This is a genomic window from Bacillus sp. V3B, from assembly GCF_024494465.1.
Lineage (GTDB): Bacteria > Bacillota > Bacilli > Bacillales > Cytobacillaceae > Bacillus_BD.
This window is the reverse complement of the sequence record NZ_JAETXM010000016.1, coordinates 58,882-84,661: the sequence shown is the minus strand read 5'-3', so window position 1 is coordinate 84,661 and position 25,780 is coordinate 58,882. Positions and strand designations below refer to the sequence as shown.

The 25,780-nt window shown below is 37.4% G+C and carries 26 protein-coding genes, 1 rRNA gene and 1 other annotated feature; all 27 genes read left to right on the top strand.

The window, feature by feature from the left end; all coding sequences use genetic code 11:
- Positions 1–64 precede the first annotated feature (64 nt).
- The 27 genes from rrf (at position 65) to rpoB (ending at position 25,594) form a co-directional block, all read left to right on the top strand.
- Positions 65–181, top strand: a 5S ribosomal RNA gene (gene rrf, locus JMM81_RS16450).
- 149 nt (positions 182–330) lie between these two features.
- Positions 331–507, top strand: coding sequence for a DUF6954 family protein (locus JMM81_RS16445; RefSeq protein WP_256242646.1), 177 nt, complete (start codon positions 331–333; stop codon positions 505–507).
- Positions 508–814: 307 nt separating this feature from the next.
- Positions 815–1,279 (top strand): CtsR family transcriptional regulator, encoded by a 465-nt coding sequence (locus JMM81_RS16440; RefSeq protein WP_375162403.1) that lies wholly within the window; start codon positions 815–817, stop codon positions 1,277–1,279.
- Between the two features lie 27 nt (positions 1,280–1,306).
- Positions 1,307–1,855: a protein-arginine kinase activator protein McsA gene (gene mcsA, locus JMM81_RS16435; protein ID WP_256242644.1), complete on the top strand. Its 549-nt coding sequence runs from the start codon at positions 1,307–1,309 to the stop codon at positions 1,853–1,855.
- Between the two features lies 1 nt (position 1,856).
- The gene (gene mcsB / locus JMM81_RS16430) at positions 1,857–2,921 is read left to right on the top strand and encodes a protein-arginine kinase McsB (protein ID WP_256242643.1); all 1,065 of its coding nucleotides are present in this window, start codon (positions 1,857–1,859) and stop codon (positions 2,919–2,921) included.
- 19 nt (positions 2,922–2,940) lie between these two features.
- Positions 2,941–5,391 (top strand): ATP-dependent protease ATP-binding subunit ClpC, encoded by a 2,451-nt coding sequence (gene clpC, locus JMM81_RS16425; RefSeq protein WP_256242642.1) that lies wholly within the window; start codon positions 2,941–2,943, stop codon positions 5,389–5,391.
- Between the two features lie 136 nt (positions 5,392–5,527).
- Complete coding sequence (gene radA / locus JMM81_RS16420) at positions 5,528–6,904, top strand: DNA repair protein RadA (protein WP_256242641.1); 1,377 nt, start codon at positions 5,528–5,530, stop codon at positions 6,902–6,904.
- A 3-nt stretch (positions 6,905–6,907) separates the two neighbouring features.
- Positions 6,908–7,981 carry a DNA integrity scanning diadenylate cyclase DisA gene (disA, locus tag JMM81_RS16415; protein ID WP_256242640.1) on the top strand — a complete coding sequence of 358 codons (1,074 nt, stop codon included), beginning with the start codon at positions 6,908–6,910 and terminating at the stop codon, positions 7,979–7,981.
- 274 nt (positions 7,982–8,255) lie between these two features.
- Positions 8,256–9,335, top strand: a complete 1,080-nt coding sequence (locus JMM81_RS16410) for a PIN/TRAM domain-containing protein (protein WP_256242639.1) — start codon at positions 8,256–8,258, stop codon at positions 9,333–9,335.
- A gap of 87 nt (positions 9,336–9,422) precedes the next feature.
- On the top strand, positions 9,423–10,124 hold the full coding sequence (gene ispD / locus JMM81_RS16405) for a 2-C-methyl-D-erythritol 4-phosphate cytidylyltransferase (RefSeq protein WP_256242638.1): 702 nt from the start codon (positions 9,423–9,425) through the stop codon (positions 10,122–10,124).
- Between the two features lie 5 nt (positions 10,125–10,129).
- Positions 10,130–10,609, top strand: a complete 480-nt coding sequence (ispF, locus tag JMM81_RS16400) for a 2-C-methyl-D-erythritol 2,4-cyclodiphosphate synthase (RefSeq protein WP_256242637.1) — start codon at positions 10,130–10,132, stop codon at positions 10,607–10,609.
- A gap of 202 nt (positions 10,610–10,811) precedes the next feature.
- Positions 10,812–12,266, top strand: a complete 1,455-nt coding sequence (gene gltX, locus JMM81_RS16395; protein WP_256242636.1) for a glutamate--tRNA ligase — start codon at positions 10,812–10,814, stop codon at positions 12,264–12,266.
- Positions 12,267–12,707: 441 nt separating this feature from the next.
- On the top strand, positions 12,708–13,379 hold the full coding sequence (cysE, locus tag JMM81_RS16390; protein WP_256242635.1) for a serine O-acetyltransferase: 672 nt from the start codon (positions 12,708–12,710) through the stop codon (positions 13,377–13,379).
- The gene (gene cysS / locus JMM81_RS16385; RefSeq protein WP_256242633.1) at positions 13,360–14,757 is read left to right on the top strand and encodes a cysteine--tRNA ligase; all 1,398 of its coding nucleotides are present in this window, start codon (positions 13,360–13,362) and stop codon (positions 14,755–14,757) included. The genes cysE and cysS overlap by 20 nt, the downstream gene beginning before the upstream one ends.
- A gap of 4 nt (positions 14,758–14,761) precedes the next feature.
- Positions 14,762–15,181: a Mini-ribonuclease 3 gene (locus tag JMM81_RS16380; protein WP_256242632.1), complete on the top strand. Its 420-nt coding sequence runs from the start codon at positions 14,762–14,764 to the stop codon at positions 15,179–15,181.
- Position 15,182: 1 nt separating this feature from the next.
- Positions 15,183–15,926: a 23S rRNA (guanosine(2251)-2'-O)-methyltransferase RlmB gene (gene rlmB, locus JMM81_RS16375; RefSeq protein WP_256242631.1), complete on the top strand. Its 744-nt coding sequence runs from the start codon at positions 15,183–15,185 to the stop codon at positions 15,924–15,926.
- 2 nt (positions 15,927–15,928) lie between these two features.
- Positions 15,929–16,435, top strand: coding sequence for an NYN domain-containing protein (locus JMM81_RS16370; RefSeq protein WP_256242629.1), 507 nt, complete (start codon positions 15,929–15,931; stop codon positions 16,433–16,435).
- Positions 16,436–16,508: 73 nt separating this feature from the next.
- Positions 16,509–17,171, top strand: a complete 663-nt coding sequence (gene sigH / locus JMM81_RS16365) for an RNA polymerase sporulation sigma factor SigH (RefSeq protein WP_256242628.1) — start codon at positions 16,509–16,511, stop codon at positions 17,169–17,171.
- An 89-nt stretch (positions 17,172–17,260) separates the two neighbouring features.
- A complete protein-coding gene (rpmG, locus tag JMM81_RS16360; RefSeq protein ID WP_256242627.1) occupies positions 17,261–17,404 on the top strand; it encodes a 50S ribosomal protein L33 in 144 nt (47 codons plus the stop codon).
- 51 nt (positions 17,405–17,455) lie between these two features.
- Complete coding sequence (secE, locus tag JMM81_RS16355; RefSeq protein ID WP_256242626.1) at positions 17,456–17,638, top strand: preprotein translocase subunit SecE; 183 nt, start codon at positions 17,456–17,458, stop codon at positions 17,636–17,638.
- A gap of 184 nt (positions 17,639–17,822) precedes the next feature.
- On the top strand, positions 17,823–18,356 hold the full coding sequence (gene nusG / locus JMM81_RS16350; RefSeq protein ID WP_256242625.1) for a transcription termination/antitermination protein NusG: 534 nt from the start codon (positions 17,823–17,825) through the stop codon (positions 18,354–18,356).
- Between the two features lie 180 nt (positions 18,357–18,536).
- Complete coding sequence (rplK, locus tag JMM81_RS16345; RefSeq protein ID WP_256242624.1) at positions 18,537–18,962, top strand: 50S ribosomal protein L11; 426 nt, start codon at positions 18,537–18,539, stop codon at positions 18,960–18,962.
- A 105-nt stretch (positions 18,963–19,067) separates the two neighbouring features.
- Positions 19,068–19,763 carry a 50S ribosomal protein L1 gene (rplA, locus tag JMM81_RS16340; RefSeq protein WP_256242623.1) on the top strand — a complete coding sequence of 232 codons (696 nt, stop codon included), beginning with the start codon at positions 19,068–19,070 and terminating at the stop codon, positions 19,761–19,763.
- A 52-nt stretch (positions 19,764–19,815) separates the two neighbouring features.
- Positions 19,816–19,967, top strand: a sequence feature (ribosomal protein L10 leader region).
- Positions 19,968–20,001: 34 nt separating this feature from the next.
- On the top strand, positions 20,002–20,502 hold the full coding sequence (gene rplJ / locus JMM81_RS16335; protein WP_256242622.1) for a 50S ribosomal protein L10: 501 nt from the start codon (positions 20,002–20,004) through the stop codon (positions 20,500–20,502).
- Between the two features lie 53 nt (positions 20,503–20,555).
- Entirely contained in the window at positions 20,556–20,918 is a 363-nt protein-coding gene (gene rplL, locus JMM81_RS16330; RefSeq protein ID WP_256242621.1) for a 50S ribosomal protein L7/L12, read from the top strand.
- A 102-nt stretch (positions 20,919–21,020) separates the two neighbouring features.
- The gene (locus JMM81_RS16325) at positions 21,021–21,635 is read left to right on the top strand and encodes a class I SAM-dependent methyltransferase (RefSeq protein ID WP_256242620.1); all 615 of its coding nucleotides are present in this window, start codon (positions 21,021–21,023) and stop codon (positions 21,633–21,635) included.
- Between the two features lie 398 nt (positions 21,636–22,033).
- On the top strand, positions 22,034–25,594 hold the full coding sequence (gene rpoB / locus JMM81_RS16320) for a DNA-directed RNA polymerase subunit beta (protein ID WP_256242619.1): 3,561 nt from the start codon (positions 22,034–22,036) through the stop codon (positions 25,592–25,594).
- The last annotated feature ends 186 nt before the right edge of the window (positions 25,595–25,780 follow it).

Here is a 25,780-nt window from a genome sequence, read left to right as displayed (position 1 = left end):
TAATGTTTTCAATGATGATCTGTCGTTATCTAGTTTTGAGGGAATAATCTCTCAAACAAAATAGTCTGGTAGCAATAGCAAAGAGGTCACACCCGTTCCCATACCGAACACGGAAGTTAAGCTCTTTAGCGCCGATGGTAGTTGGGGGTTCTCCCCCTGTGAGAGTAGGACGTTGCCAGGCGAGTAAGAGTATCCAAAAAGGATACTCTTTTTTTGTGTGAGGAAATTTTTCTCGTATATGGTTGAGAGCAACAGGTCATGAATGTTTTGTATAGATAATAGTAATATACTTTATTACTATAAAATAAATTTAAATATAGGAGAATTAAAATGAGAAAATGGTGGTTAGTCATATTCGTTCTGATCTATTTACTATTAACATTTTTCGGATTAGGACCAGTTTTATTTGCAGATGGATCAAATAGTGAAAGGCTTGTCACTTTTTTAATTGTCATCGGTTTATACATAGCTATTAGCTGTATTTTATGGTACTTACTAAAAAAATAATACAATAATATATCAAGAGTAGGAGTATCTAAAATAGGTACTCTTTTTTAAATGAAAAAGGTCATTTCAAACTTATCTAGAATATATATATTCTAGATAAGTTTGAAAAATAATTAAATAACGGATTACCTTACTATACAAAAACTTAAAAATTTAATTAGGTAAATCTTTATAATGGGTTTATCGAAAAGTTGAGTTTGAGAATAAGATAAAATGGGAAAAATAATAAAGTCTGTTTATTTGCAAGAAACTATATTGATCATGTATAATAAAAGTCAAATATAGTCAAAGTCAGAAAGGAGGAAGCTTGGTGAGAAACATTTCGGACATTATTGAAAACTACTTGAAACAAGTAATAAAAATGAGTGAAAAAGAAATAGTAGAGATCAAGCGCAATGAAATAGCCGATAAATTCCAATGCGTTCCTTCGCAAATAAACTATGTTATAAATACACGATTCACAATTGAAAAGGGTTATGTGGTTGAAAGTAAGCGCGGTGGTGGCGGTTATATCCGTATTATAAAGGTTCATTCATATGATCATGCAGATTTAATTGATCAGCTATTAACCTTAATACAAATTCGAATATCTCAGAGTAGTGCAGAAGATGTGATCTACCGTATAGTAGAAGAAGAGGTGATCACGGAGCGTGAGGCTCGAATTATGCTGAGTGTCATTGATCGTTCTGTTTTATATATAGATCTACCCTATCGTGATGAATTACGAGCAAGAATGTTGAAAGCTATGCTTCAAACATTAAAATATAAATAAAGAATAAGAAGTTGAAGAGGTGATAACATGGTATGTCAAGAATGTAATCAACGACCGGCGACACTACATTTTACAAAAGTAGTGAACGGTGAGAAGACAGAATTTCACCTTTGCGATAAATGTGCACAGGAAAAAGGCGATATTTATATTATTAATAATTCGTCTGGCTTCTCTATCAATAGTTTATTAGCTGGCTTATTCAGTATAGAACCCCAAATTCAACATTCACAACAAAATCCTTTTGAGAAAAAAGAATTATTACAATGTGAACATTGTTCAATGACTTTTCATCAATTTATCAAGGTTGGTAGATTTGGATGTTCCCACTGTTATACTGCATTCAAAGATCAGTTAAAACCAATATACAAACGGTTGCATAGTGGTAATTGGTCTCATAATGGTAAAATACCACAAAGAATTGGTGGGACGATGCACATTAAGAAAAACATTGAAGAATTAAAGCAGCAATTACAAGACATGATTACAAATGAAGAATTTGAAAAGGCTGCTGTGATTCGAGATGAAATTCGTTTACTTGATCGAAAGTTAGATGAAACTTATGGGGGAGGGGAATAAATTGTCACTAGAGCGATTTTTGAATCAAGCAGTAAGCTCTTGGATGAGTGCTGAAGGCCCTGACTCTGATATTGTACTTAGTTCTAGAATTCGGTTAGCACGTAATATGGACCAATTTAAATTTCCATTTCTTTTTTCAAATGATGAGGCTCTAGAAGTAATTGAAACCATTAAAAATAGAATGAAGAGTCGTCCTTTTACAGAAGCCAGTGAAATGGACCTACTCGTTATGGAAGAATTACAACCTCTTCAAAAAAGAGTGTTAGTTGAAAAACATTTAATTAGTCCCAATTTAGCGGAATCTTCAAATCATGGTGCATGCTTACTATCTGAAACTGAGGATTTAAGTATTATGATCAATGAAGAGGATCATATTAGAATTCAATGTTTATTTCCTGGACTGCAATTACAGGAAGCGTTGGACATGGCAAATGCAATTGATAACTGGCTCGAAGAAAATATTGACTATGCATTTGATGAAACAGTGGGGTATTTAACAAGTTGTCCTACAAATGTAGGTACTGGACTTAGAGCATCAGTCATGATGCATCTTCCGGGACTTGTTCTTACCGAACAAATGAACCGAATTATCCCCGCAATTAGTCAACTTGGATTAGTTGTTAGAGGAATTTACGGTGAAGGTAGCGAAGCTTTAGGTAACATCTTTCAAGTATCTAATCAAACTACGCTAGGAAAATCAGAAGAGGATATTGTGGAGGACTTAAAAAGTTTGGTTAGTCAAATTGTTTCACAGGAAAGGTCAGCCCGTGAAGCATTGGTCAAGACTTCAAACATACAATTAGAAGATAGAGTCTATCGCTCTTTCGGAATTTTGGCTAATAGCCGAATTATCGAAACGAAAGAAGCGGCAAGGTGCTTATCTGATGTAAGGCTTGGAATTGATCTGGGATTTATTAAAAAAATTTCTCGGAACATATTAAATGAGTTGATGATATTAACCCAGCCTGGATTTTTACAACAATATGCTGGTGGTTCATTAAGACCAAATGAACGGGATATTCGTCGGGCTACTTTAATAAGAGAAAGACTAAATCTAGAAAACTAAGAGTAGGGAGGAAGTGGATATGATGTTTGGACGATTTACAGAAAGAGCTCAAAAGGTGCTAGCTTTAGCTCAGGAGGAAGCCATTCGTTTAGGTCATAATAATATAGGAACAGAGCATATTTTATTAGGGCTTGTTCGTGAAGGGGAAGGGATTGCAGCTAAAGCATTATATGCTTTAGGACTCAGTGCAGAGAAGATTCAGAAGGAAGTCGAAGATTTGATTGGCAGAGGACAGGATGCAACCGGGTCCATTCATTATACACCACGTGCCAAAAAAGTAACGGAGTTGTCTATGGATGAAGCAAGAAAACTTGGACACTCTTATGTAGGGACAGAGCATATATTACTAGGCCTTATTCGCGAAGGTGAAGGTGTAGCCGCACGTGTATTAAATAATCTAGGTGTTAGTTTAAATAAAGCACGTCAACAAGTTTTACAGCTATTAGGTAGTAATGATTCCGGTACCCATCAAGGCGGTTCTGCAGCTAATGCAAATACGCCTACTCTTGACAGTCTTGCTCGTGATCTAACTGTAATTGCTCGAGAAGGAAGTCTAGATCCTGTTATCGGACGTAGTAAAGAAATTCAGCGTGTAATTGAAGTGCTTAGTCGACGTACCAAAAATAATCCTGTTTTAATTGGTGAACCAGGGGTTGGGAAGACGGCTATTGCTGAAGGACTTGCGCAGCAGATCGTTAATAATGAAGTTCCAGAAATTCTTCGCAATAAACGTGTAATGACCCTTGATATGGGAACAGTCGTTGCAGGTACAAAATATCGTGGTGAATTTGAGGATCGTTTGAAGAAAGTAATGGATGAAATTCGACAAGCAGGAAATATTATTTTATTTATTGATGAACTGCATACCCTTATTGGAGCTGGTGGGGCAGAAGGAGCAATTGATGCTTCAAATATTCTAAAACCATCCCTTGCTCGTGGAGAACTTCAATGTATTGGTGCTACTACTCTAGATGAATATCGTAAGTATATTGAAAAAGATGCAGCGTTAGAAAGACGCTTTCAGCCTATAAGGGTTGATGAACCTACTGCTGAAGAATCTGTTCAGATATTAAAAGGTTTACGTGATCGCTATGAAGCGCATCATCGGGTTTCGATTACAGATGAAGCGATTGATGCAGCAGTGAAGTTATCAGATCGTTATATTTCCGATCGTTTCCTTCCTGATAAAGCGATTGACTTAATTGATGAAGCAGGATCAAAGGTTCGTCTTCGTTCTTATACGACGCCACCAAATTTAAAAGAACTTGAAGTAAAGTTAGAAGATGTGAGAAAAGAAAAAGATTCAGCTGTTCAAAGTCAAGAGTTTGAAAAAGCTGCGTCACTAAGAGATTCTGAACAACGCTTACGTGAACAATTAGAGGAAACGAAGAAAGTTTGGAAAGAGAAGCAAGGCCAAGAAAACAGTGAAGTAACCGTTGAGGATATTGCCAGTGTCGTAGCGAGCTGGACGGGTATTCCTGTTTCTAAACTGGCACAAACAGAAACGGATAAATTATTGAATTTAGAGGAAATTTTACATTCTCGTGTTATTGGTCAGGAGGAAGCTGTTAAAGCCATTTCAAAAGCCGTTCGTCGTGCACGTGCTGGTTTAAAGGATCCAAAACGACCAATTGGATCATTTATTTTCCTAGGACCAACTGGTGTTGGAAAAACAGAACTAGCTCGGGCTCTAGCTGAATCGATGTTTGGTGATGAAGATGCCATGATTCGAATTGACATGTCGGAATATATGGAGAGACACTCTACTTCCCGTCTTGTTGGTTCGCCTCCAGGATACGTAGGCTATGAAGAAGGCGGTCAACTTACTGAAAAGGTACGAAGAAAGCCTTATTCTGTTGTACTGCTCGACGAAATTGAAAAGGCGCACCCTGATGTCTTTAATATTCTTCTTCAAGTGTTAGAGGATGGGCGATTAACCGACTCGAAAGGAAGAACGGTCGACTTTCGTAACACGGTTTTAATTATGACATCTAACGTTGGTGCATCGGCATTACAAAGAAATAAATATGTTGGCTTTAACATTCAAGATGGTGAACAGGATTATAAGGATATGAAAGGAAAGGTCATGGAAGAATTAAAAAAGGCCTTTCGTCCAGAATTCCTTAACCGTATAGATGAGATTATTGTTTTCCATGCATTAGAGAGAAAACATCTAAAGGAAATCGTCTCACTTATGTCCGATCAATTAACAAGTCGATTAAAAGAGCAAGAGATTTCACTAAAACTTACTGAAGCTGCGATGGAGAAAGTTGCTGTAGAGGGTTATGATCCAGAATATGGTGCAAGGCCGCTTCGTAGGGCAATCCAAAAGCATGTTGAAGATCGTTTGTCAGAAGAGTTGTTAAAAGGAACTGTTTTAACAGGCCAAAATGTCATTATTGATGTTGTAAATGATGAGTTTGTTATCAGAACAACGGAAGCTGCTATAGAATCACAATTGCAAAATTAACTATCAAAGAGGTACACGAAAAAGAATACGTGTACCTCTTTTTTTGATTAAAGGGAATCTTTTTCGAGAGAGAATCGTATATTATACTTTAAGTAGGTTTTGGAAAAATTAATCAGTAAATACAGGAAGTGAACAAATGGCTAAGAGAAAAACAAAGTTTATGTGTCAGGAGTGTGGATACGAATCTCCAAAATGGATGGGAAAATGTCCTGGATGTAGCGCTTGGAACAAAATGGTGGAAGAAGTAGAGAAGGTATCGGCTAGAAAAGGTGCTTTTGCCCATTCAGAGGGGACAACGACAGCAACAAAGCCAACCCCCATTACAGCAGTTGAGACTGTTAACGAACCGCGTATTTATACAGATTCTAACGAATTAAACCGCGTATTAGGTGGCGGAATTGTAAGAGGGTCCCTCGTGCTCATTGGGGGAGATCCTGGAATTGGAAAGTCGACATTATTGTTGCAGGTTTCCTCGCAACTGGCAGTCAAACAGCATTCTGTTTTATATATTTCTGGTGAAGAGTCGATACGACAAACGAAGTTAAGAGCAGACCGTTTAGGAACATTGTCTGATCACTTACTTATTTATGCAGAAACAAATCTAGAAGAAATAAGTCGTACAATTGAAACCGTTAAACCTGATTTTGTCATTGTTGATTCGATTCAAACTGTTTTTCATCCTGAAGTCACCTCTGCTCCTGGAAGTGTGTCACAGGTTCGCGAATGTACGGCAGAATTAATGAGGATTGGAAAAACAAAAGGTGTTGCTATTTTTATTGTGGGGCATGTTACAAAGGAAGGATCGATTGCAGGTCCCCGTTTGTTAGAACATATGGTTGATACTGTTTTATATTTTGAAGGGGAACGCCATCATACATATCGTATTCTTCGTGCTGTCAAAAATCGATTTGGTTCAACCAATGAGATGGGAATTTTTGAAATGAAAGAATCTGGGTTGGAAGAAGTTGAAAATCCATCAGAAATTTTTCTGGAGGAGCGATCACAAGGGGCTGCAGGTTCCACAGTTGTTGCTTCTATGGAAGGGACGAGGCCAGTCCTTGTTGAAATTCAAGCGTTGATTTCTCCAACAAGCTTTGGAAATCCACGTCGAATGGCTACAGGGATTGACCATAATCGTGTACCTCTTTTAATGGCGGTTTTAGAAAAGAGAGTCGGAATGCTACTACAAAATCAAGACGCTTATTTAAAAGTAGCGGGAGGAGTGAAACTAGATGAGCCGGCAATTGACTTGGCTATAGCCATTAGTATCGCTTCAAGCTTTCGTGATAAACCGACAAGGCCGACTGATTGTATAATAGGTGAAGTGGGATTAACGGGTGAAGTAAGGCGGGTTTCACGAATTGAACAGAGAGTGCAAGAAGCAGCTAAACTTGGATTTGAAAGAATTATCCTTCCTGCTAATAATATTGGTGGTTGGACGGGACCAAAGGGAATTGAATTAATAGGAGTTAAATCTGTTAGTGAAGCTTTGAAAGCTGCATTAGGAGGATAAAAAGTGGAAAATAAACAACTGGGTAATAAAGCAATGAGTAGAATACTGAAGTTTATAGCTCCTGGAACACCTATTCGTGCTGGGATCGAAAACGTCCTTCGAGCAAAAACAGGGGGATTAATTGTTTTAGGTTGTAATGATAAGGTAAGAGCAATCATTGATGGTGGATTTCAAATTCAATGTACCTTTACGCCCAGTTATTTGTATGAACTTGCAAAGATGGATGGAGCGATCATTCTAAATGATGCCGGCAGTAAAATATTAATTGCCAATGCCCAATTGGTCCCAGATCCAAGTATTCCTTCTTCAGAAACCGGGATGCGTCACCGTACTGCAGAGCGTGTTGCAAAGCAGACTGGAGAGCTTGTTATTGCTATTTCACAAAGAAGAAATGTGATAACTCTTTATCAAGGTCAGTTTCGATATGCACTTCGAGATATTGGCGTTATTTTAACAAAGGCAAACCAAGCTGTACAAACATTGGAGAAGTATAATGTTGTATTAGAGCAAAGCGTCGCAAATCTAAGCATATTAGAATTTGAGGAGCTTGTTACCTATAGAGACATCTTACAAGTATTGCATCGTTTTAGCATGGTTTTAAGAATTAAAAATGAGTTACTAACTTATTTAAATGAATTAGGAACCGAAGGAAGGTTAATTCTATTACAAATGAATGAACTTCTTACAGACATGGAAAAAGAAGTAAAGTTAATCATTAAAGATTATGCTTATTCAAGAGCTGTAAACGTAGATGAAGTTTTGCAGAAGCTGAGTGAGCTTTCTCATTCGGAAGTAATAGAAGATAATCTTGTACTAAAACAGTTTGGTTATCAAGGCTATGTACACATTGATGAGGGGAAATGTCCACGTGGATATCGAATGTTGAGCAAAATTCCTCGGCTTCCTCTTGTGATTATTGAAAATTTAATTGGTCGATTTCACGAACTTCCAATGATTGTAAGGGCCACTGTTGAGGATTTAGATGATGTTGAAGGAATTGGTGAAGTGAGGGCAAGGAAAATAAAGGATGGTCTAAAATTTCTAAAAGAACAATTATTTGCGGATCGACAACTTTAGATGAAATAGGTATATTGATATATATTCAATAAAAAGACGATTGAACTAGACGGATTAATATGTTAAACTATAAATTTAATTATTTGACATATGGTTTATTTAGGTGCTAATCTAAAATGAAAGATACTTATTAATTAGATGAGAATTGCACAAAATAGCTAATAGATATTCAATCACTGTTTACGATTCTTTTTACTAATAAAAGTAAAAAATATCCTAAATTAGGTTTCGTTTTTTGTAAAATGTTTATAATGATTAACAGGGAGGTGAAGGAATGTTAAAACGTATTATTCAAGCTTGTTTCCTCATAACAGGAGGAACATTGGGACTCTTTTTAATCCCAGACTTATTCACTTTAGCTAATATAGACATTCCATTAATAAATAATCCATATGTATCGGTCATTTTAGGAGCTGTTATTTTTTATTTCATTACTTTTTGGGCGATTGATCATGTTGTTAATTTTGTAAAATGGATTGAGGAATCCTTAGTAAGAGCGCCGATTACAGATATTATTTTTGGTAGTGTAGGGCTTGCTTTTGGACTTATTGTTGCCTTTTTAATTGGTGATGCTCTTAATGCTATTGAAGTACCCATTTTAAATACTGTAGCTCCAATTTTGCTGACTTTATTATTTGGTTATTTAGGTTTTCAAGTGGGTTTTAAAAAGCGGGATGAACTACTTGGATTATTTGCAAATAAGAAGAAGAAATCAGTAGAAGAAGAAACAGAAAAAATGGATAAAAATGCTTTGAAGATTCTTGATACGAGTGTTATTATCGATGGTAGAATTGCAGATATATGTCAAACAGGATTTTTAGAAGGGACGATTGTGATCCCTCAGTTTGTCCTTGCTGAATTACAACATATTGCTGACTCCTCAGATGTTTTAAAACGAAATAGAGGTCGACGAGGTCTTGATATTTTAAATCGTATTCAAAAGGAACTTGCCATTAAAGTTGAGATTTATGAAGGTGATTTTGAAGAAATTCAGGAAGTTGATAGTAAACTTGTTAAATTAGCAAAAGTGACAAACGGGGTTGTTGTAACAAATGACTTTAATCTAAATAAAGTTTGTGAATTACAGAAAGTATCTGTCTTAAATATTAATGATTTAGCGAATGCGGTAAAGCCGGTTGTTTTACCAGGAGAAGAAATGAATGTACAAGTAATTAAAGATGGCAAAGAGCATAATCAAGGAATTGCTTATTTAGACGATGGTACAATGATTGTTGTAGAGGAAGGTCGTAATTACATTGGGAAACATTTAGATGTCCTTGTGACCAGTGTTCTACAAACATCAGCAGGGAGAATGATTTTTGCTAAACCTAAATTACTTGAAAAAGCACTGTAAAGCTGTATTTAAATAAAAAGAAAGCCTGTTGAGTTAGATAACATCTAGCTCCAGGCACTTACGCTTTTAGTAGATAGGAGTTCGGTTATGACTTATCAAGTCATTATCCCTGCAGCAGGTCAGGGGAAAAGAATGGGAGCAGGGAAGAATAAACTTTTACTTGAGTTAGAGGATATGCCTATATTCATCTATACGTTAAAGGTTTTTGAAAAGGATGAGTGTTGTTCGGGAGTAGTCCTTTCCATTAATGAGCAAGAAGAAAGAGAGATCATGGACCTGTTAAGCTTCTATGGAATAAAGAAAGTAATTGGTTTAGTCCCTGGTGGAAAAGAAAGACAGCATAGTGTATTCCATGGCGTGCAAGCACTCAAAGATGATGGGATTGTTTTAGTTCATGATGGGGCACGCCCTTTTATTGACCATGATCAGATCCACTCCCTTGTCGTGGCGGCTGAGCAATACGGAGCATCTGTATTAGCTGTTCCTGTAAAAGATACAGTGAAAAAAGTGATGGGCAATAAAGTGATAGAAACGGTTGAGCGTTCTAGCTTGTGGGCTGTACAAACCCCACAAGCTTTTCGTATGTCTCTATTACGCAGAGCGCATGAAAAGGCAATGGAAGAAGATTTTTTAGGGACTGATGATGCAAGCCTTGTGGAGCGGATGGGTAAGGATGTTATAATTGTAGAAGGAAATTATGACAACATAAAGTTGACGACACCGGAGGATTTGTTTTTTGCAGAGACCATTATTCGTAAGCGGAGAAGTATGTCGAAAAAAGGGAGGTAGAATGAATGTTTCGTATCGGACAAGGGTTTGATGTGCACCAACTATCAGAGAATAGACCGCTTATTATTGGTGGAATTAAGATCCCTTTTGAAAAGGGGCTGTTAGGCCATTCTGATGCAGATGTATTATTACATACAGTTACAGATGCTTGTTTAGGGGCGATTGGAGAAGGCGACATAGGAAGACATTTCCCAGATACGGATGCTGCATTTAAGGATGCAGATTCAAGTAAACTGCTTCAACATGTATGGCGCCTTGTTAAGGATCGAGGTTATGAGTTAGTGAATGCAGATTGTACGATTATCGCTCAAAAACCAAAAATGGCACCGTATATTACACCTATAAAAGAGAAAATCGCTTCTCTATTAGAAACGAGTCCAGAAAATATTAATGTAAAGGCAACAACAACAGAAAGACTCGGTTTTACTGGACGTGAAGAAGGAATTGCTGCTCAAGCGGTTGTCTTATTAAAGAAGCAACATTAATGATTAATGTTGCAAAATTGCCTTTGGTGTATACGGGCATGTGTTCTATTCCCTTGAATAACTTAGTGCTCGCGTACACGAAAGGCTTGTAAAGGATCAACACTATTGTTTAACAATACCGTTAACAAAGTTGTTCTAGTTTCAAAAGAACAGATGGATATTGATAAATGAAAACCTTATATAACTGGAGGATTTTGGAAAGATGACAAATGAAATTCGTGTAAGATATGCACCAAGTCCAACTGGACATTTACATATAGGAAACGCCCGTACAGCTTTATTTAACTACCTATTCGCGAGAAGTCAAAATGGAAAATTTATTATTCGAATAGAAGATACAGATCAGAAACGTAATATTGAAGGTGGAGAAGAAAGCCAATTAAAATATTTAAAATGGCTTGGAATGGATTGGGACGAAGGTGTCGATGTCGGCGGCGATTATGGTCCTTACCGTCAATCAGAACGAAATGCTATTTATCAAACCTACTACAGTGAGCTTCTTGAAAAAGGACTTGCCTATAAATGTTATTGTACAGAAGAAGAATTGGCAACAGAACGTGAAGAGCAGATGGAGAGAAATGAAACACCACAATACTCGGGTAAGTGCCGCCATTTAACAGCTGAACAACAGCAACAATTAGAAGAGGAAGGCAGAAAGCCAAGTATTCGTTTTAAAGTACCAAAAGGTCAAATGTATTCGTTTGATGATATGGTAAAAGGACAAGTTTCATTTGAAGGCGATGGAATTGGTGATCATGTAATCGTCAAAAAAGATGGAATTCCAACATATAATTTTGCTGTTACGGTTGATGATCATTTAATGGAAATATCCCATGTTTTACGTGGTGATGATCATATTTCCAATACGCCTAAACAATTAATGATCTATGAAGCGCTAGGTTGGACACCGCCTATTTTTGGCCATATGACATTAATCGTCAATGAAAGTCGTAAAAAGTTAAGTAAACGCGATGAATCGATTATTCAATTTATTGAGCAGTATGAAGAGTTGGGCTATATTCCAGAGGCATTGTTCAATTTTATCACTTTGCTAGGTTGGTCTCCAGCAGGTGAGGAAGAAATCTTTTCAAAAGAAGAGTTTATTAATACGTTTGATAGCAATCGATTGTCAAAATCACCTGCCTTATTTGATAAACAAAAATTGACTTGGATGAACAACCAATATATGAAACAAATTGAACTTGACCGAGTCGTAAAACTTGCTTTGCCACACTTGATTAAATCAGGTTGTGTAAAGGAGACAAGAACAGACGAGGAAAATGCATGGGTCCGTGAGTTGATTGCTCTGAATCAGGAAAAAATGAGCTTTGGAGCAGAAATTGTGGAGTTTTCCGAACTATTCTTTAGTGAAAAAGTTAGCATGGATGAAGAAGCGAAAGAAATCATTTCGGAAGAACAAGTTCCAGAAGTACTTTCTGCCTTTCTAACCGAAATAGAGAACTTGGAGTCTTTTACAGCGGATGAAATTAAGAAAGCAGTTAAAGCTGTCCAAAAGTCAACTGGACACAAGGGGAAAAAGCTATTTATGCCGATTCGAGTCGCGACAACAGGACAAATGCACGGTCCTGACTTGATGAAAGCTATCGAGCTTTTAGGAAAAGATAAAGTTAAAACACGATTATTACACATAATTTGATTAACATATTGATAGAAATGTAATATAGTAAAAGTAACTAAAAATGCTAAAAGTGTTGATGAGAAAGAGTAAAAAAATGATGCTTTGAAGGTGTTGGGATGAAAGTAGGAAGTATCGGGAAATGTTTTTCTTATGAGTTCAGTTCGAAAGCCGATAGGGTAAACGAATAGAAGGAACTCATTTTTCTAGTTATTTTCTCCATCTAATGCCTTTGATTAGAGAGAACCATCAGTGGCTGGAAATGGTTTAAGCCTCTCATTTTTTGAATGCGCCTCAGAGCCCTGTGTCGAAATCTTAGTAGGCATGGGCGGGTTCCCTCCGTTAATAGGGGTAGAGTGGAGGCCTTCTTTGAGGCTTAAACAGAGTGGAACCGCGCAACATCTGCGTCTCTGTCAATGTGACAGGGACGTTTTTTATTTTTTAGGATGGGAGGTAAGCGCAGTGTTTAGAAATCTTAAGCAGGACATCGCAGTGATTTTTGAGCAAGATCCGGCGGCTAGGAGCTATATTGAAGTCATTTTGACCTATTCAGGTCTGCATGCTATTTGGTCACATCGAATTGCACATGCTTTGTATAAGGGGAAATTTTATTTTCTTGCACGAATTATATCGCAAATAAGTCGTTTCTTTACCGGAATTGAAATCCATCCAGGTGCAAAAATTGGAAGTCGGCTTTTTATTGATCATGGCATGGGAATTGTGATTGGTGAAACTTGTGAAATTGGAGACAACGTGACGATCTATCAAGGTGTTACACTAGGTGGTACGGGAAAAGAAAAAGGAAAGCGCCATCCGACAGTCAAAGACAATGCTTTGATTTCAAGCGGCGCAAAAGTAATCGGGTCTATTACAATCGGAGAAAATGCAAAAGTAGGTGCGGGATCTGTCGTTCTTCAAGATGTGCCACCAAATTCAACGGTTGTAGGTATTCCAGGACGTATAAAGGTGCAGGATGGTATTAAAGTGAGTAAAGATTTTAATCATGCCAATTTACCTGATCCATTAACAGATCGACTCAAAGAAATGCAAGAAGAACTAACGAGATTGAAAGTAGAATTAGATGAGCTTAAGCAAGAAAGGAGTTCAAAACAACGTGACTATTCAAATTTATAATACACTTACAAGACAAAAAGAGGATTTTATCCCTCTCGAAGAAGGAAAGATAAAAATGTATGTGTGTGGGCCGACAGTATATAATTACATTCATATTGGAAACGCACGTCCAGCAATTGTTTTTGATACAGTTAGAAGATATTTGGAGTTTCGCGGCTATGATGTTCGTTATGTCTCTAATTTTACTGATGTAGATGATAAATTAATAAGAGTAGCGAATGAAGTTGATGAAGATGTGCCGACCATTGCTAACCGATTTATAGAAGCCTATTTCGAGGATGTTTCCGCATTAGGTTGTCAGAGAGCACATGTTCACCCTCGTGTAACAGAGAATATGAATATTATTATTGATTTTATTCATACGTTGATTGAAAAGGGTTATGCCTATGAATCAGAAGGTGATGTGTATTTCCATACACGACATTTTGAAGGGTACGGGAAACTTTCTCATCAATCGATTGATGAACTTCGCGTGGGTGCTCGTATTGCGGTAGGGGAGAAAAAACAGGATTCTCTTGATTTTGTTCTATGGAAAGCAGCAAAAGAGGGAGAGATTTATTGGGAAAGCCCATGGGGAAAAGGAAGACCAGGTTGGCATATTGAATGTTCAGCGATGGCAAAAGAATATTTAGGCGATACCATTGATATTCATGCAGGTGGTCAGGATTTAGCTTTTCCTCATCATGAAAATGAAATTGCTCAATCTGAGGCTTTAACAGGAAAATCATTTGCTCGCTATTGGATGCACAATGGTTATATCAATATTGATAATGAAAAAATGTCAAAGTCTCTTGGTAACTTTGTCCTTGTTCATGATATTTTGAAGAAACATGATCCACAAGTTATAAGGTTCTTTATGCTCTCTGTTCATTACCGCCATCCAATTAATTACAATGATGAGTTGTTAGAAAATACTCGTGCTGGCTTGGAACGTATAACAACATCTTACCAAAATTTAAAACACCGTAAGGAGTCGAGTGCAAACTTAACGGATACAAGTAATAAATGGTTGGAGCAAATGGACGATATACGAAGAAACTTTATCGAAGTAATGGATGATGATTTTAATACAGCAAATGGAATTTCTGTTCTTTTTGAACTATCAACTCTCGCCAACCGCTATTTATTAGAAAATAATACAGATTCAAAAGTAATCGAGAGCTTTATAAAACAATTTGAAGAACTATTTCACATATTAGGCCTTCAATTAGAAAAAGATGAACTTCTCGATGAAGAAATTGAGGCATTAATTGAAAATAGAATTCAAGCGCGAAAAGATCGGAACTTCCAGTTAGCGGATCAAATTCGGGATCAGTTAAAAGACTTGAATATTATTTTGGAAGATACACCTCAAGGAACACGTTGGAAAAGAGGTTAAAGAGATGCTTCACGATGATCAAAATATAAATGAAAAACTTCTAAACAGTCTCGCCCTAGCATATATGGGCGATGCTGTTTTTGAAACATATGTAAGATTTCACTTGTTGCAAAATGGTCAAGTCAGACCTAATTTGCTCCATAGAGAAGCAACAAAGTATGTATCAGCAAAGTCCCAATCTGAAGTACTTCACCGACTGATGGAAGAAGGTTATTTTACTGATGAAGAAATAGCTATTATAAAAAGGGGGAGAAATGCAAAGTCTGGTAGTGTTCCAAAAAATACGGACGTGCAAACCTATCGCTACAGTACAGCATTTGAAGCATTAATTGGTTCTCTATACTTATCTGGAAACAGAGAACGATTAGAGGATATCATTACAAACGTTTTTCAACAGGTTGAAGAAGTGAAGGGAGGAAAATAGTATGAGTTATGATTTAATTATCGGAAAAAACCCTGTACTTGAGGCTTTAAAATCAGAGCGGGATATTAATAAGATCTGGATCGCTGAGGGTTCACAGCGTGGACAAATGCAACAAATTACGAATCTAGCAAAGGAATTAAATGTACTAGTACAAGTTGTTCCAAAGAAAAAAATTGATGGAATGGTAGAGGGAAATCATCAAGGTGTTTTGGCACAAGTAGCAGCTTATCAGTATGCAGAGATAGATGATTTGTTTGCGAGTGCAGAAAAAAGAAATGAATCTCCTTTCTTTTTATTATTAGATGAAATAGAAGATCCGCATAACCTGGGTTCTATTATGAGAACTGCTGATGCAACAGGAGCGCATGGTATTATTATTCCAAAACGTAGAGCAGTCGGATTGACAGCGACTGTTGCGAAAGCGTCTACAGGTGCTATTGAACATATTCCAGTCGTTCGGGTAACAAATATGGCGAGAACGATTGAAGAACTGAAAGAAAGAGGCGTTTGGATTGTGGGAACAGACGCAAAAGGAAAAGAAGATTATCGACAGTTTGATGGTAAGATGCCACTGGGGCTTGTTATTGGTAGTGAAGGGAAAGGGATAGGGCGACTTATTCGAGAGAAATGTGATTTTCTCATTCAATTGCCTATGAAGGGGCATGTTACATCTCTTAATGCATCAGTTGCAGCTGCTTTGCTTATGTATGAGGTTTATCGGAAACGTCATCCACTTGAGGGCTAACAATGGACATATTGTTAGTGGATGGTTATAACATCATTGGTTCATGGCCTGAGTTACGTGAACTAAAAAATAAGGATCTAGCTGCTGCAAGAGATAAGTTAGTTGAAAAGATGGCTGAATATCAAGGATATAGTGGATTTAAGGTTATTATCATCTTTGATGCCTATGGAGTACAAGGAATAGAAAAGAAATATAAAAATTATCAAATGGAAGTTATTTTCACAAAGGAAAATGAAACAGCTGACGAAAGAATTGAAAAGCTAGCCATAGCCTTAAGTAATCGAAAAACACAAATTCATGTAGCGACATCTGATTTTACGGAGCAGTGGGCCATTTTTGGACAAGGTGCGCTACGAAAATCAGCAAGGGAGTTACTCTATGAAATGAGTATAATTGAAAAGGGAATTGAAAAAAAGGTAAACAAAATTAAAGGGAATAAACCATTGTCAAAAATTCCCTTAAGCAAAGAAATAGCAGAAATTTTTGAAAAATGGCGCAGAGGGGAGTAATGACTGGTTGACGATGGAAAAAAATGTGCTGTATAATGTTTCTAATCATGCTTAGCGGTCGGGGGGATCTGCGTTGAATTCTTACTTCGGGACAAAGCTTAACGAAAATAACGTTCACTATATACAGCTTGAGGATGAAAAAATTATAGAATTAGTACACAGTGGTGAAAGTGAAGCACTTGATTTTTTGATTCATAAATATCGGAATTTTGTACGGGCAAAGGCACGTTCTTATTTTCTGATTGGTGCTGATCGGGAAGATATTGTTCAAGAAGGAATGATCGGCTTATTTAAAGCGATTCGTGATTTCAGGGGGGACAAGCTATCGTCCTTTAAAGCATTTGCAGAACTTTGTATTACACGGCAAATTATTACAGCGATAAAAACAGCGACCAGGCAAAAGCATATTCCTCTAAATTCGTATGTGTCCTTGGACAAACCTATTTATGATGAGGAATCGGATCGCACACTAATGGATGTTATTTCGGGTGCAAAAGTATTAGATCCTGAAGAATTGATTATCAATCAAGAAGAGTTTGATCATATTGAGGTCAAAATGTCAGAACTACTTAGTGACCTTGAGCGAAAAGTGCTGGCTCTTTATTTAGATGGACAGTCGTATCAAGAAATATCAGAAGAACTGAATCGACATGTTAAATCGATTGACAATGCTCTTCAACGTGTAAAAAGAAAGTTGGAAAGATATTTGGAAATTCGAGAATTCACTTCTTTATAACTGTAGACCGCTTTTTCCTCTTATTGACATGCCATGCTGACCATGGTACATTTTTATAGGTATAAAAGAAGCTATAGTAGGTGCGTAAAATGAGAAAAAAGGTTATCCTTGCATGTTCAAAGTGCGGTTCACGGAACTACACGACAATGAGCAATAAGGAATCAGAACGTCTTGAATTGAAAAAACACTGTGATCAATGTCAGGCTCATACAGTCCACCGCGAAACGAAATAGCTGTTTTTCATAGAGTAAGTAATGCATCACTTCAGGTTTGGAGGTTACGAAATGCAATGCATCGTGAATTTTTTCCGTGAAGTTGGACGTGAAATGAGAAAGGTGAGCTGGCCTAAACGCAAGACATTAACAAGTTATACATTAACTGTTCTTGCCACTGTGACATTTTTTTCGATCTTTTTCGCCGTCATTGACTTAGGTATTTCTGAATTGATTCGATTAATTCTTGAATAACACCCATTAACTAATGGTATAATGGGAAATAACACAGGAAAACAATACAAAGCCCGGAAACGGGTTTTTTGGTTTGTAAAGAAATGTTTTTTCGCGAGAGTAGAACAGTATTTATTGTTTTAGTTTAAAACAAGAATGGCTCTGAATAACTATATAGGGAGGGAAGGACAAATAGTCCCCTTTAATGGAAAAAAATTGGTATGTTGTCCATACGTACTCAGGCTACGAAAATAAAGTGAAAGCTAATTTGGAAAAGCGTGTTGAATCAATGGCAATGCAAGATAAAATCTTTCGTGTGATTGTGCCTGAAGAAGAAGAAACAGATATTAAAAATGGAAAGAAAAAAGTGGTAAAGAGAAAAGTCTTTCCAGGTTATGTACTAGTGGAAATTGTCATGACAGATGACTCTTGGTACGTCGTTCGAAATACACCAGGTGTTACTGGATTTGTAGGTTCTTCAGGGGCGGGTTCAAAACCAACTGCATTATTACCTGAAGAGATCAATAATATTCTAAAACATTTGGGTGTAGATGAAAGAAGAATAGATATTGATTTTGAAGTTGGCGAGACAGTGAAGGTTAAAGAAGGTCCATTTGCAGACTTCACAGGTTCAATTGAAGAGATTGATAAAGACAAGGCGAAAATTAAAGTACTAGTCAATATGTTTGGGCGGGATACGCCAGTAGAACTGGAATATACACAAATAGAAAAATTATAACCAGAAGAGCTTGAAATTATAAAGAAAAAGTGTTAATATTTCAAAGGTCAGTATGTCTCAATTGTAGAGACGAGACAATTATTAAGCTCTTTATTTGAAAAATAGAGACTATAGATGAGTGGGAGGGCCCCAAAAGAAGGGTCCCAATTACCACATCACGGACTTAAGGAGGTGTGTCTCGTGGCTAAAAAAGTAATCAAGGTTGTTAAATTACAAATTCCTGCAGCTAAGGCGAATCCAGCTCCACCAGTTGGTCCTGCTCTTGGTCAAGCCGGTGTAAACATCATGGGATTTTGTAAAGAGTTTAATGCTCGTACAGCTGAACAAGCTGGATTAATTATTCCGGTTGAAATTACGGTATTTGAAGACCGTTCATTTACATTTATTACAAAAACTCCACCTGCTGCTGTTTTACTTAAAAAAGCGGCTGGAATTGAGTCGGGTTCAGGTGAACCAAATCGTAATAAAGTAGCTACAGTTAAGCGTGACAAAGTACGCGAGATTGCTGAAACAAAAATGCCTGATCTAAACGCAGCTAGTATTGAAGCAGCTATGCGTATGGTTGAAGGTACTGCGCGCAGCATGGGAATCGTTATCGAAGACTAATGTATGCGGCAAATGGGAGGTTGCGGGGATGAAGATAGCTTCACTCGCAACCTTTATTCGTGGGAGGTTATTCCGCTAAAACCACAATCAAGGAGGAAACAAAAAATGGCTAAAAAAGGTAAGAATTATTTAGAAGCTGCTAAGCTTGTAGATCGTTCAAAAGCTTACCCAATTGTTGAAGCGGTAGAGTTAGTTAAGAAAACTAGTTTTACAAAATTTGATGCATCTGTTGAAGCGGCATTCCGTTTAGGAGTTGACCCGAAGAAAGCAGATCAACAAATCCGTGGAGCAGTTGTACTTCCAAATGGAACGGGTAAAACACAAAGAGTACTAGTATTTGCAAAAGGCGAAAAAGTCAAGGAAGCAGAAGCTGCTGGTGCAGACTATGTGGGCGATGCAGAATACATTAATAAAATCAACCAAGGTTGGTTTGAATTTGATGTAATCGTTGCAACTCCTGACATGATGGGTGAAGTTGGTAAACTTGGTCGTACATTAGGACCAAAAGGTTTAATGCCGAACCCTAAAACAGGAACAGTAACTTTTGATGTTACAAAAGCTGTAAACGAAATTAAAGCTGGTAAAGTAGAATATCGTGTTGATAAAGCTGGGAATGTTCATGTTCCAATTGGTAAGGCATCTTTCGACAATGAAAAGCTTGTTGAAAACTTCAACACTATTTTCGATACAATGGCAAAAGTAAAACCTGCTGCTGCAAAAGGAACATACATGAGAAATGTAGCGATCACTTCAACTATGGGTCCAAGTGTTAAAATAGATCCTTCTTCAGTAGGTAAATAAAAATAATATTGACAATCTAGGCTCTAGTTGCTATAATCGAGTCTGTTGTGAAAATAGAATAATATTTGTACCGTAGACAGCAGGTGCTAAATAAGCTTAATTTCCTGCCGAGGTCATACGATAGATAGTAATCTTCCGTTTTTTAAGCGACTATTGTATACCACCTCCATGTCTGTGTTGATATGGAGGTATTTTATTGACCGGTATGAATTCAGAAATTCTTACAGGAGGTGTAAAGATGAGCAGTATTATCGAACAAAAGAAACAAATCGTAGTAGAAATTGCTGATAAATTGAAGGATAGCAAATCAACAGTTGTTGTTGATTACCGCGGTCTGAATGTAGCAGAATTAACTGAACTACGTAAACAACTTCGTGAAGCAGGCATCGAATTTAAAGTTTATAAAAACTCGATGGCTCGCCGTGCAGCGGATGCTGTTGAATTATCAGGATTAAACGATTCTTTAACAGGTCCAAATGCAATTGCTTTCGGTAATGAAGATGTTGTTGCACCAGCAAAAATTATCAATGAATTTGCGAAAAAACACGAAGCATTGGAAATCAAAGCAGGTGTAATTGAAGGGAACTTAGCAACAGCTGAAGATATTAAAGCTCTTGCTGAACTACCATCACGCGATGGTCTACTTTCTATGTTACTCAGCGTGCTTCAAGCACCTATCCGCAATCTTGCTCTTGCAACAAAAGCTGTTGCAGAACAAAAGGAAGAACAAGGCGCGTAAGTTAGCCTGATCGTTATAAAAAGCAAACCCAAAAATAAGGAGGAAAATCAATCATGACTCAAGAACAAATCATTGAAGCAGTTAAAAATATGACTGTTTTAGAATTAAACGACTTAGTAAAAGCAATTGAAGAAGAATTTGGTGTAACTGCTGCAGCTCCTGTAGCTGTTGTAGGTGGCGCTGCTGGTGCTGCTGAAGAAGAAAAAACTGAATTTGACGTTATTCTTACAGGTGCTGGAGACCAAAAAATTAAAGTTATCAAAGCCGTACGTGAAATCACAGGTCTTGGTCTTAAAGAAGCAAAAGAACTTGTTGACAACACTCCAAAACCAATCAAAGAAGCTGTTTCTAAAGAAGAAGCAGAAGAAGCTAAAGCTAAGCTTGAAGAAGTTGGAGCTGGCGTTGAAGTTAAGTAATTCATCCAACAAGAAGCTCGCTGTTTAGGCGAGCTTCTTTGTCTATATCTATATCTTTTCCTCAAAAACTACTATGCGTGATTCTCCGACGGAGGTGATTACATGTCCGAGCATTACTATTCCCGAACACAAAATGTTGAAAGTGATCCTCAATATTGGAATTATATGTTGAGAAACTCTAACTTTCGTTTTAAAACTGATCATGGTGTTTTTTCCAAAAAGGAAGTAGACTTTGGATCAAGATTATTAATAGAGACATTTCAAATGCCAGAAGTTCATGGTGATATACTTGATGTAGGCTGTGGTTATGGTCCAATTGGTTTGACGATAGCAAAGCATTGGACTGACAGAACGGTTTATATGATTGATGTTAATTTGCGAGCTTTGCAATTGACGAAGGATAATAGTGAATTGAATGGAATTACTAATTTGATGATCTACGAGAGTGATCGCTTGAGTGCAGTAAAAGAGAAAAAATTTGCTGCCATCCTTACAAATCCTCCTATCCGTGCTGGAAAAAAAGTTGTTCATGATATTTATGAACAAAGTTATAGAAGCCTTTTACCAAATGGGGAGTTATGGGTAGTTATTCAAAAGAAACAGGGAGCACCTTCTTCCATTGATAAACTTTCCGAACTATTTGCGGATGTGAAAATAGTTGAAAAGAAAAAAGGTTACTTCATTATAAAAGCAAAAAAGAGTGTATCAGAACAGTAAAAATAATATATTTGAATGATTCATTGGATTTGTAAAAAAATATTGACTAGCCAATACTGTTGTGTTAGCATTGTAAAATGCCAATAGATTATTTTCCCTTTATTACTAATTTTATCGAAAGTTGTATAAAATTAGTTTGAATGGAGAAACTAAGAAAATAATAGTCGTAATGTGAGAATGTGGTTTTGAGTTAAAAACCCTTTTTCTTTTTGTCTTATGGAATTTATGTGAGTTCTATGAATGGACAATCGTCTAACTCTATCGAGAGTGGTAGGTCAATGGTAACTAGGTTAAGAAGGTAATAAATATTCTTTTGCTAGTTTGTTTTTTGCTTCAATGTATGTACTATAAGTTAGTAATAAATATTATAATAACGCTTGATTTGAGGGGTGAATCTGTTGACAGGTCAACTTGTTCAGTATGGACGACACCGCCAACGAAGAAGTTATGCACGAATCAGTGAAGTTTTAGAGTTACCAAATCTTATTGAAATACAAACCTCTTCTTATCAATGGTTTCTTGATGAAGGTTTGCGTGAAATGTTCCAAGATATTTCACCAATTGAAGATTTTACTGGTAATCTATCACTTGATTTTATTGATTACAGTCTTGGCGAACCAAAGTATTCTGTTCCAGAATCGAAAGAACGGGATGTTACATATTCAGCACCATTGCGTGTGAAAGTACGTCTTGTAAATAAAGAAACGGGTGAAGTGAAAGACCAGGATGTCTTTATGGGTGATTTCCCTCTTATGACAGAAACAGGTACATTTGTCATTAATGGGGCAGAGCGTGTTATTGTTTCTCAACTCGTGCGTTCACCGAGCGTCTACTACAGCGGAAAATTGGATAAAAACGGCAAAAAGGGCTACACAGCGACGGTTATTCCAAACCGTGGTGCATGGCTTGAATATGAAACAGATGCCAAAGATGTTGTGTATGTGAGAATTGATCGTACTCGGAAACTGCCCGTTACGGTTCTTTTGCGTGCACTAGGTTTCGGGTCAGATCAAGAGATACTTGATTTGATTGGAGACAATGAGTATCTCCGTAATACTTTAGAAAAAGATAATACGGAAGGCTCTGAAAAAGCATTGTTAGAAATATATGAACGTCTACGTCCTGGTGAACCACCAACAGTTGATAATGCAAAAAGTCTACTGGTTTCAAGGTTCTTTGACCCTAAGCGCTATGATTTGGCGAATGTGGGACGTTATAAAATGAACAAAAAGCTTCATATAAAAAATAGATTATTCGGTCAGCGTTTAGCTGAGAATCTAGTTGATCCTGAAACTGGTGAAATTATTGCTGAAAAGGGAACGCTACTTGACCGACGTAATTTGGATCGAATCATTCCAAGTTTGGAAAAGAATATAGGTTTTAAAACTTATTCTCCATACGGTGGTGTTGTTGAAGAAGAAGTTCTTCTTCAGTCCATTAAAATATTTGCTCCAAATGAAGATGGTGAAAAAGAAATAAATGTTATAAGCAATGCTTATGTTGAAGAGGCAGTTAAACACATTGCACCAGCTGATATCATTGCTTCAATTAGTTACTTTTTCAATCTTTTGCATGAAGTTGGTCTTACTGATGATATTGACCACTTAGGTAATAGAAGACTACGTTCTGTTGGTGAGCTTTTACAAAATCAATTTAGAATTGGTTTATCCAGAATGGAACGTGTTGTACGGGAAAGAATGTCTATTCAGGATACAAATACAATTACACCTCAGCAGTTAATTAATATTCGTCCTGTTATTGCTTCAATCAAGGAGTTCTTTGGAAGTTCTCAATTATCACAGTTTATGGATCAAACGAACCCACTGGGGGAATTGACTCATAAAAGACGTCTATCTGCATTAGGACCTGGTGGATTAACGCGTGAACGAGCAGGGATGGAAGTTCGTGATGTTCACTATTCTCACTATGGAAGAATGTGTCCGATTGAAACACCAGAGGGTCCAAATATCGGATTGATTAACTCACTATCATCTTTTGCAAAAGTGAACCGTTTCGGCTTTATTGAAACACCATATAGAAAAGTTGACCCAGAAACAGGCAAGGTAACTAGTCATATTGATTATTTAACGGCTGACGAGGAAGACAATTATGTTGTCGCACAAGCAAACTCTCGGCTAGATGATGAAGGCGCCTTTCTTGATGATGAAGTTGTTTCTCGTTTCCGTGGTGAAAATACGACTGTTGCACGAGAAAGAATTGACTACATGGATGTTTCGCCAAAACAAGTAGTTTCAGCGGCAACAGCATGTATTCCTTTCCTTGAAAACGATGACTCTAACCGTGCTTTAATGGGTGCGAACATGCAACGTCAAGCTGTACCACTTATGCAGCCGGAAGCACCTAGAGTTGGGACAGGTATGGAATATGTATCTGGAAAAGACTCAGGAGCGGCGGTTATATGTAAATATGAAGGTATTGTTGAGCATGTTGAAGCGCGTGAAGTCTGGGTGCGCCGTATTGAGGAAGTAGATACTCAAGAAGTAAAAGGAAATCTCGATAAGTACCGAATGTTGAAATTTGTGCGTTCTAATCAAAGTACATGTTACAACCAACGTCCAATTGTCGCTGTTGGCGACCGAGTGACAAAAGGAGAAGTCTTAGCTGACGGACCTTCAATGGAACTTGGAGAATTGGCGTTAGGACGCAATGTCCTTGTTGGATTTATGACATGGGATGGCTATAACTATGAGGATGCCATTATTATGAGTGAACGTCTAGTAAAAGATGATGTGTATACATCTCTTCATATTGACGAATATGAATCAGAGTCTCGTGATACAAAGCTCGGACCTGAAGAAATTACTCGTGACATCCCAAATGTTGGAGAAGACGCTCTTCGTAACCTTGACGAACGAGGGATTATTCGTACAGGAGCAGAAGTGAAAGATGGAGACCTTCTAGTTGGTAAAGTAACACCAAAAGGGGTTACAGAATTAACTGCTGAAGAACGTTTATTACATGCGATCTTTGGTGAAAAGGCTCGTGAAGTTCGTGATACTTCGCTTCGTGTCCCACATGGTGGCGGTGGTATTGTATTAGATGTGAAAGTCTTTAATCGGGAAGATGGAGATGAACTTCCACCAGGAGTAAATCAACTTGTACGCGTCTATATTATTCAAAAACGTAAAATATCTGCTGGAGACAAAATGGCTGGGCGACATGGTAATAAAGGGGTAATCTCGAGGATTTTACCAGAAGAAGATATGCCTTATTTACCAGATGGTACACCTATTGACATCATGTTGAATCCACTAGGGGTTCCTTCACGGATGAACATTGGACAGGTGCTAGAGCTCCATTTAGGAATGGCAGCAAGATATTTAGATATACATGTTGCATCACCAGTATTTGATGGTGCAAGGGAAGAAGATGTTTGGGAAACAATTCAGGAAGCTGGGATGGCTCATGATGCCAAGACTGTGCTATACGATGGCAGAACAGGTGAACCGTTTGATAATCGAGTCTCTGTAGGTGTCATGTACATGATCAAATTGGCTCACATGGTAGATGATAAGCTTCATGCTCGTTCAACAGGTCCATATTCTCTTGTTACGCAACAGCCACTTGGTGGTAAAGCCCAATTTGGTGGACAGCGCTTTGGGGAAATGGAAGTTTGGGCACTTGAAGCCTACGGTGCTGCTTACACTCTACAGGAAATTTTAACAGTTAAGTCTGATGATGTTGTAGGACGTGTGAAAACGTACGAGGCGATTGTTAAAGGTGAAAATGTTCCAGAACCAGGTGTTCCAGAATCATTTAAAGTATTAATAAAAGAACTTCAAAGTCTAGGTTTGGACGTTAAGATCCTATCAGGTGATGAACAAGAAATTGAAATGCGTGATCAGGAAGATGAGGAAGAGATTCAACAAGCAGAATCAATCACCGTATCTCCAGAATTACAAAATGTTGAGTCAGAAAAAGTTGGTTTGAACGAATAAAGATTGAAACAGGCTAAATAATTTGTAAGGATGCTCTTTCAGCTGATAAATGGGTATGTATGGTATACCGTTTATTAGCTGAAGGTTAATCCAAGAATTGCTTAAATAACTTGTTACGCTACTACAATAAATGTTTATAAATGATTAGAAGGTATTCTTTACTCTTTGAAACGGAAATGACCCGTT

Excerpts from the sequence above, each read along its gene's own strand:
- JMM81_RS16445 (WP_256242646.1), top strand. The coding sequence starts at position 331 with ATGAGAAAATGGTGGTTAGTCATATTCGTTCTGATCTATTTACTATTA.
- mcsA (WP_256242644.1), top strand. The coding sequence starts at position 1,307 with ATGGTATGTCAAGAATGTAATCAACGACCGGCGACACTACATTTTACA.
- clpC (WP_256242642.1), top strand. The coding sequence starts at position 2,941 with ATGATGTTTGGACGATTTACAGAAAGAGCTCAAAAGGTGCTAGCTTTA.
- radA (WP_256242641.1), top strand. The coding sequence starts at position 5,528 with ATGGCTAAGAGAAAAACAAAGTTTATGTGTCAGGAGTGTGGATACGAA.
- JMM81_RS16410 (WP_256242639.1), top strand. The coding sequence starts at position 8,256 with ATGTTAAAACGTATTATTCAAGCTTGTTTCCTCATAACAGGAGGAACA.
- ispD (WP_256242638.1), top strand. The coding sequence starts at position 9,423 with ATGACTTATCAAGTCATTATCCCTGCAGCAGGTCAGGGGAAAAGAATG.
- ispF (WP_256242637.1), top strand. The coding sequence starts at position 10,130 with ATGTTTCGTATCGGACAAGGGTTTGATGTGCACCAACTATCAGAGAAT.
- gltX (WP_256242636.1), top strand. The coding sequence starts at position 10,812 with ATGACAAATGAAATTCGTGTAAGATATGCACCAAGTCCAACTGGACAT.
- JMM81_RS16380 (WP_256242632.1), top strand. The coding sequence starts at position 14,762 with ATGCTTCACGATGATCAAAATATAAATGAAAAACTTCTAAACAGTCTC.
- rlmB (WP_256242631.1), top strand. The coding sequence starts at position 15,183 with ATGAGTTATGATTTAATTATCGGAAAAAACCCTGTACTTGAGGCTTTA.
- JMM81_RS16370 (WP_256242629.1), top strand. The coding sequence starts at position 15,929 with ATGGACATATTGTTAGTGGATGGTTATAACATCATTGGTTCATGGCCT.
- rpmG (WP_256242627.1), top strand. The coding sequence starts at position 17,261 with ATGAGAAAAAAGGTTATCCTTGCATGTTCAAAGTGCGGTTCACGGAAC.
- secE (WP_256242626.1), top strand. The coding sequence starts at position 17,456 with ATGCAATGCATCGTGAATTTTTTCCGTGAAGTTGGACGTGAAATGAGA.
- nusG (WP_256242625.1), top strand. The coding sequence starts at position 17,823 with ATGGAAAAAAATTGGTATGTTGTCCATACGTACTCAGGCTACGAAAAT.
- rplA (WP_256242623.1), top strand. The coding sequence starts at position 19,068 with ATGGCTAAAAAAGGTAAGAATTATTTAGAAGCTGCTAAGCTTGTAGAT.
- rplJ (WP_256242622.1), top strand. The coding sequence starts at position 20,002 with ATGAGCAGTATTATCGAACAAAAGAAACAAATCGTAGTAGAAATTGCT.
- rplL (WP_256242621.1), top strand. The coding sequence starts at position 20,556 with ATGACTCAAGAACAAATCATTGAAGCAGTTAAAAATATGACTGTTTTA.
- JMM81_RS16325 (WP_256242620.1), top strand. The coding sequence starts at position 21,021 with ATGTCCGAGCATTACTATTCCCGAACACAAAATGTTGAAAGTGATCCT.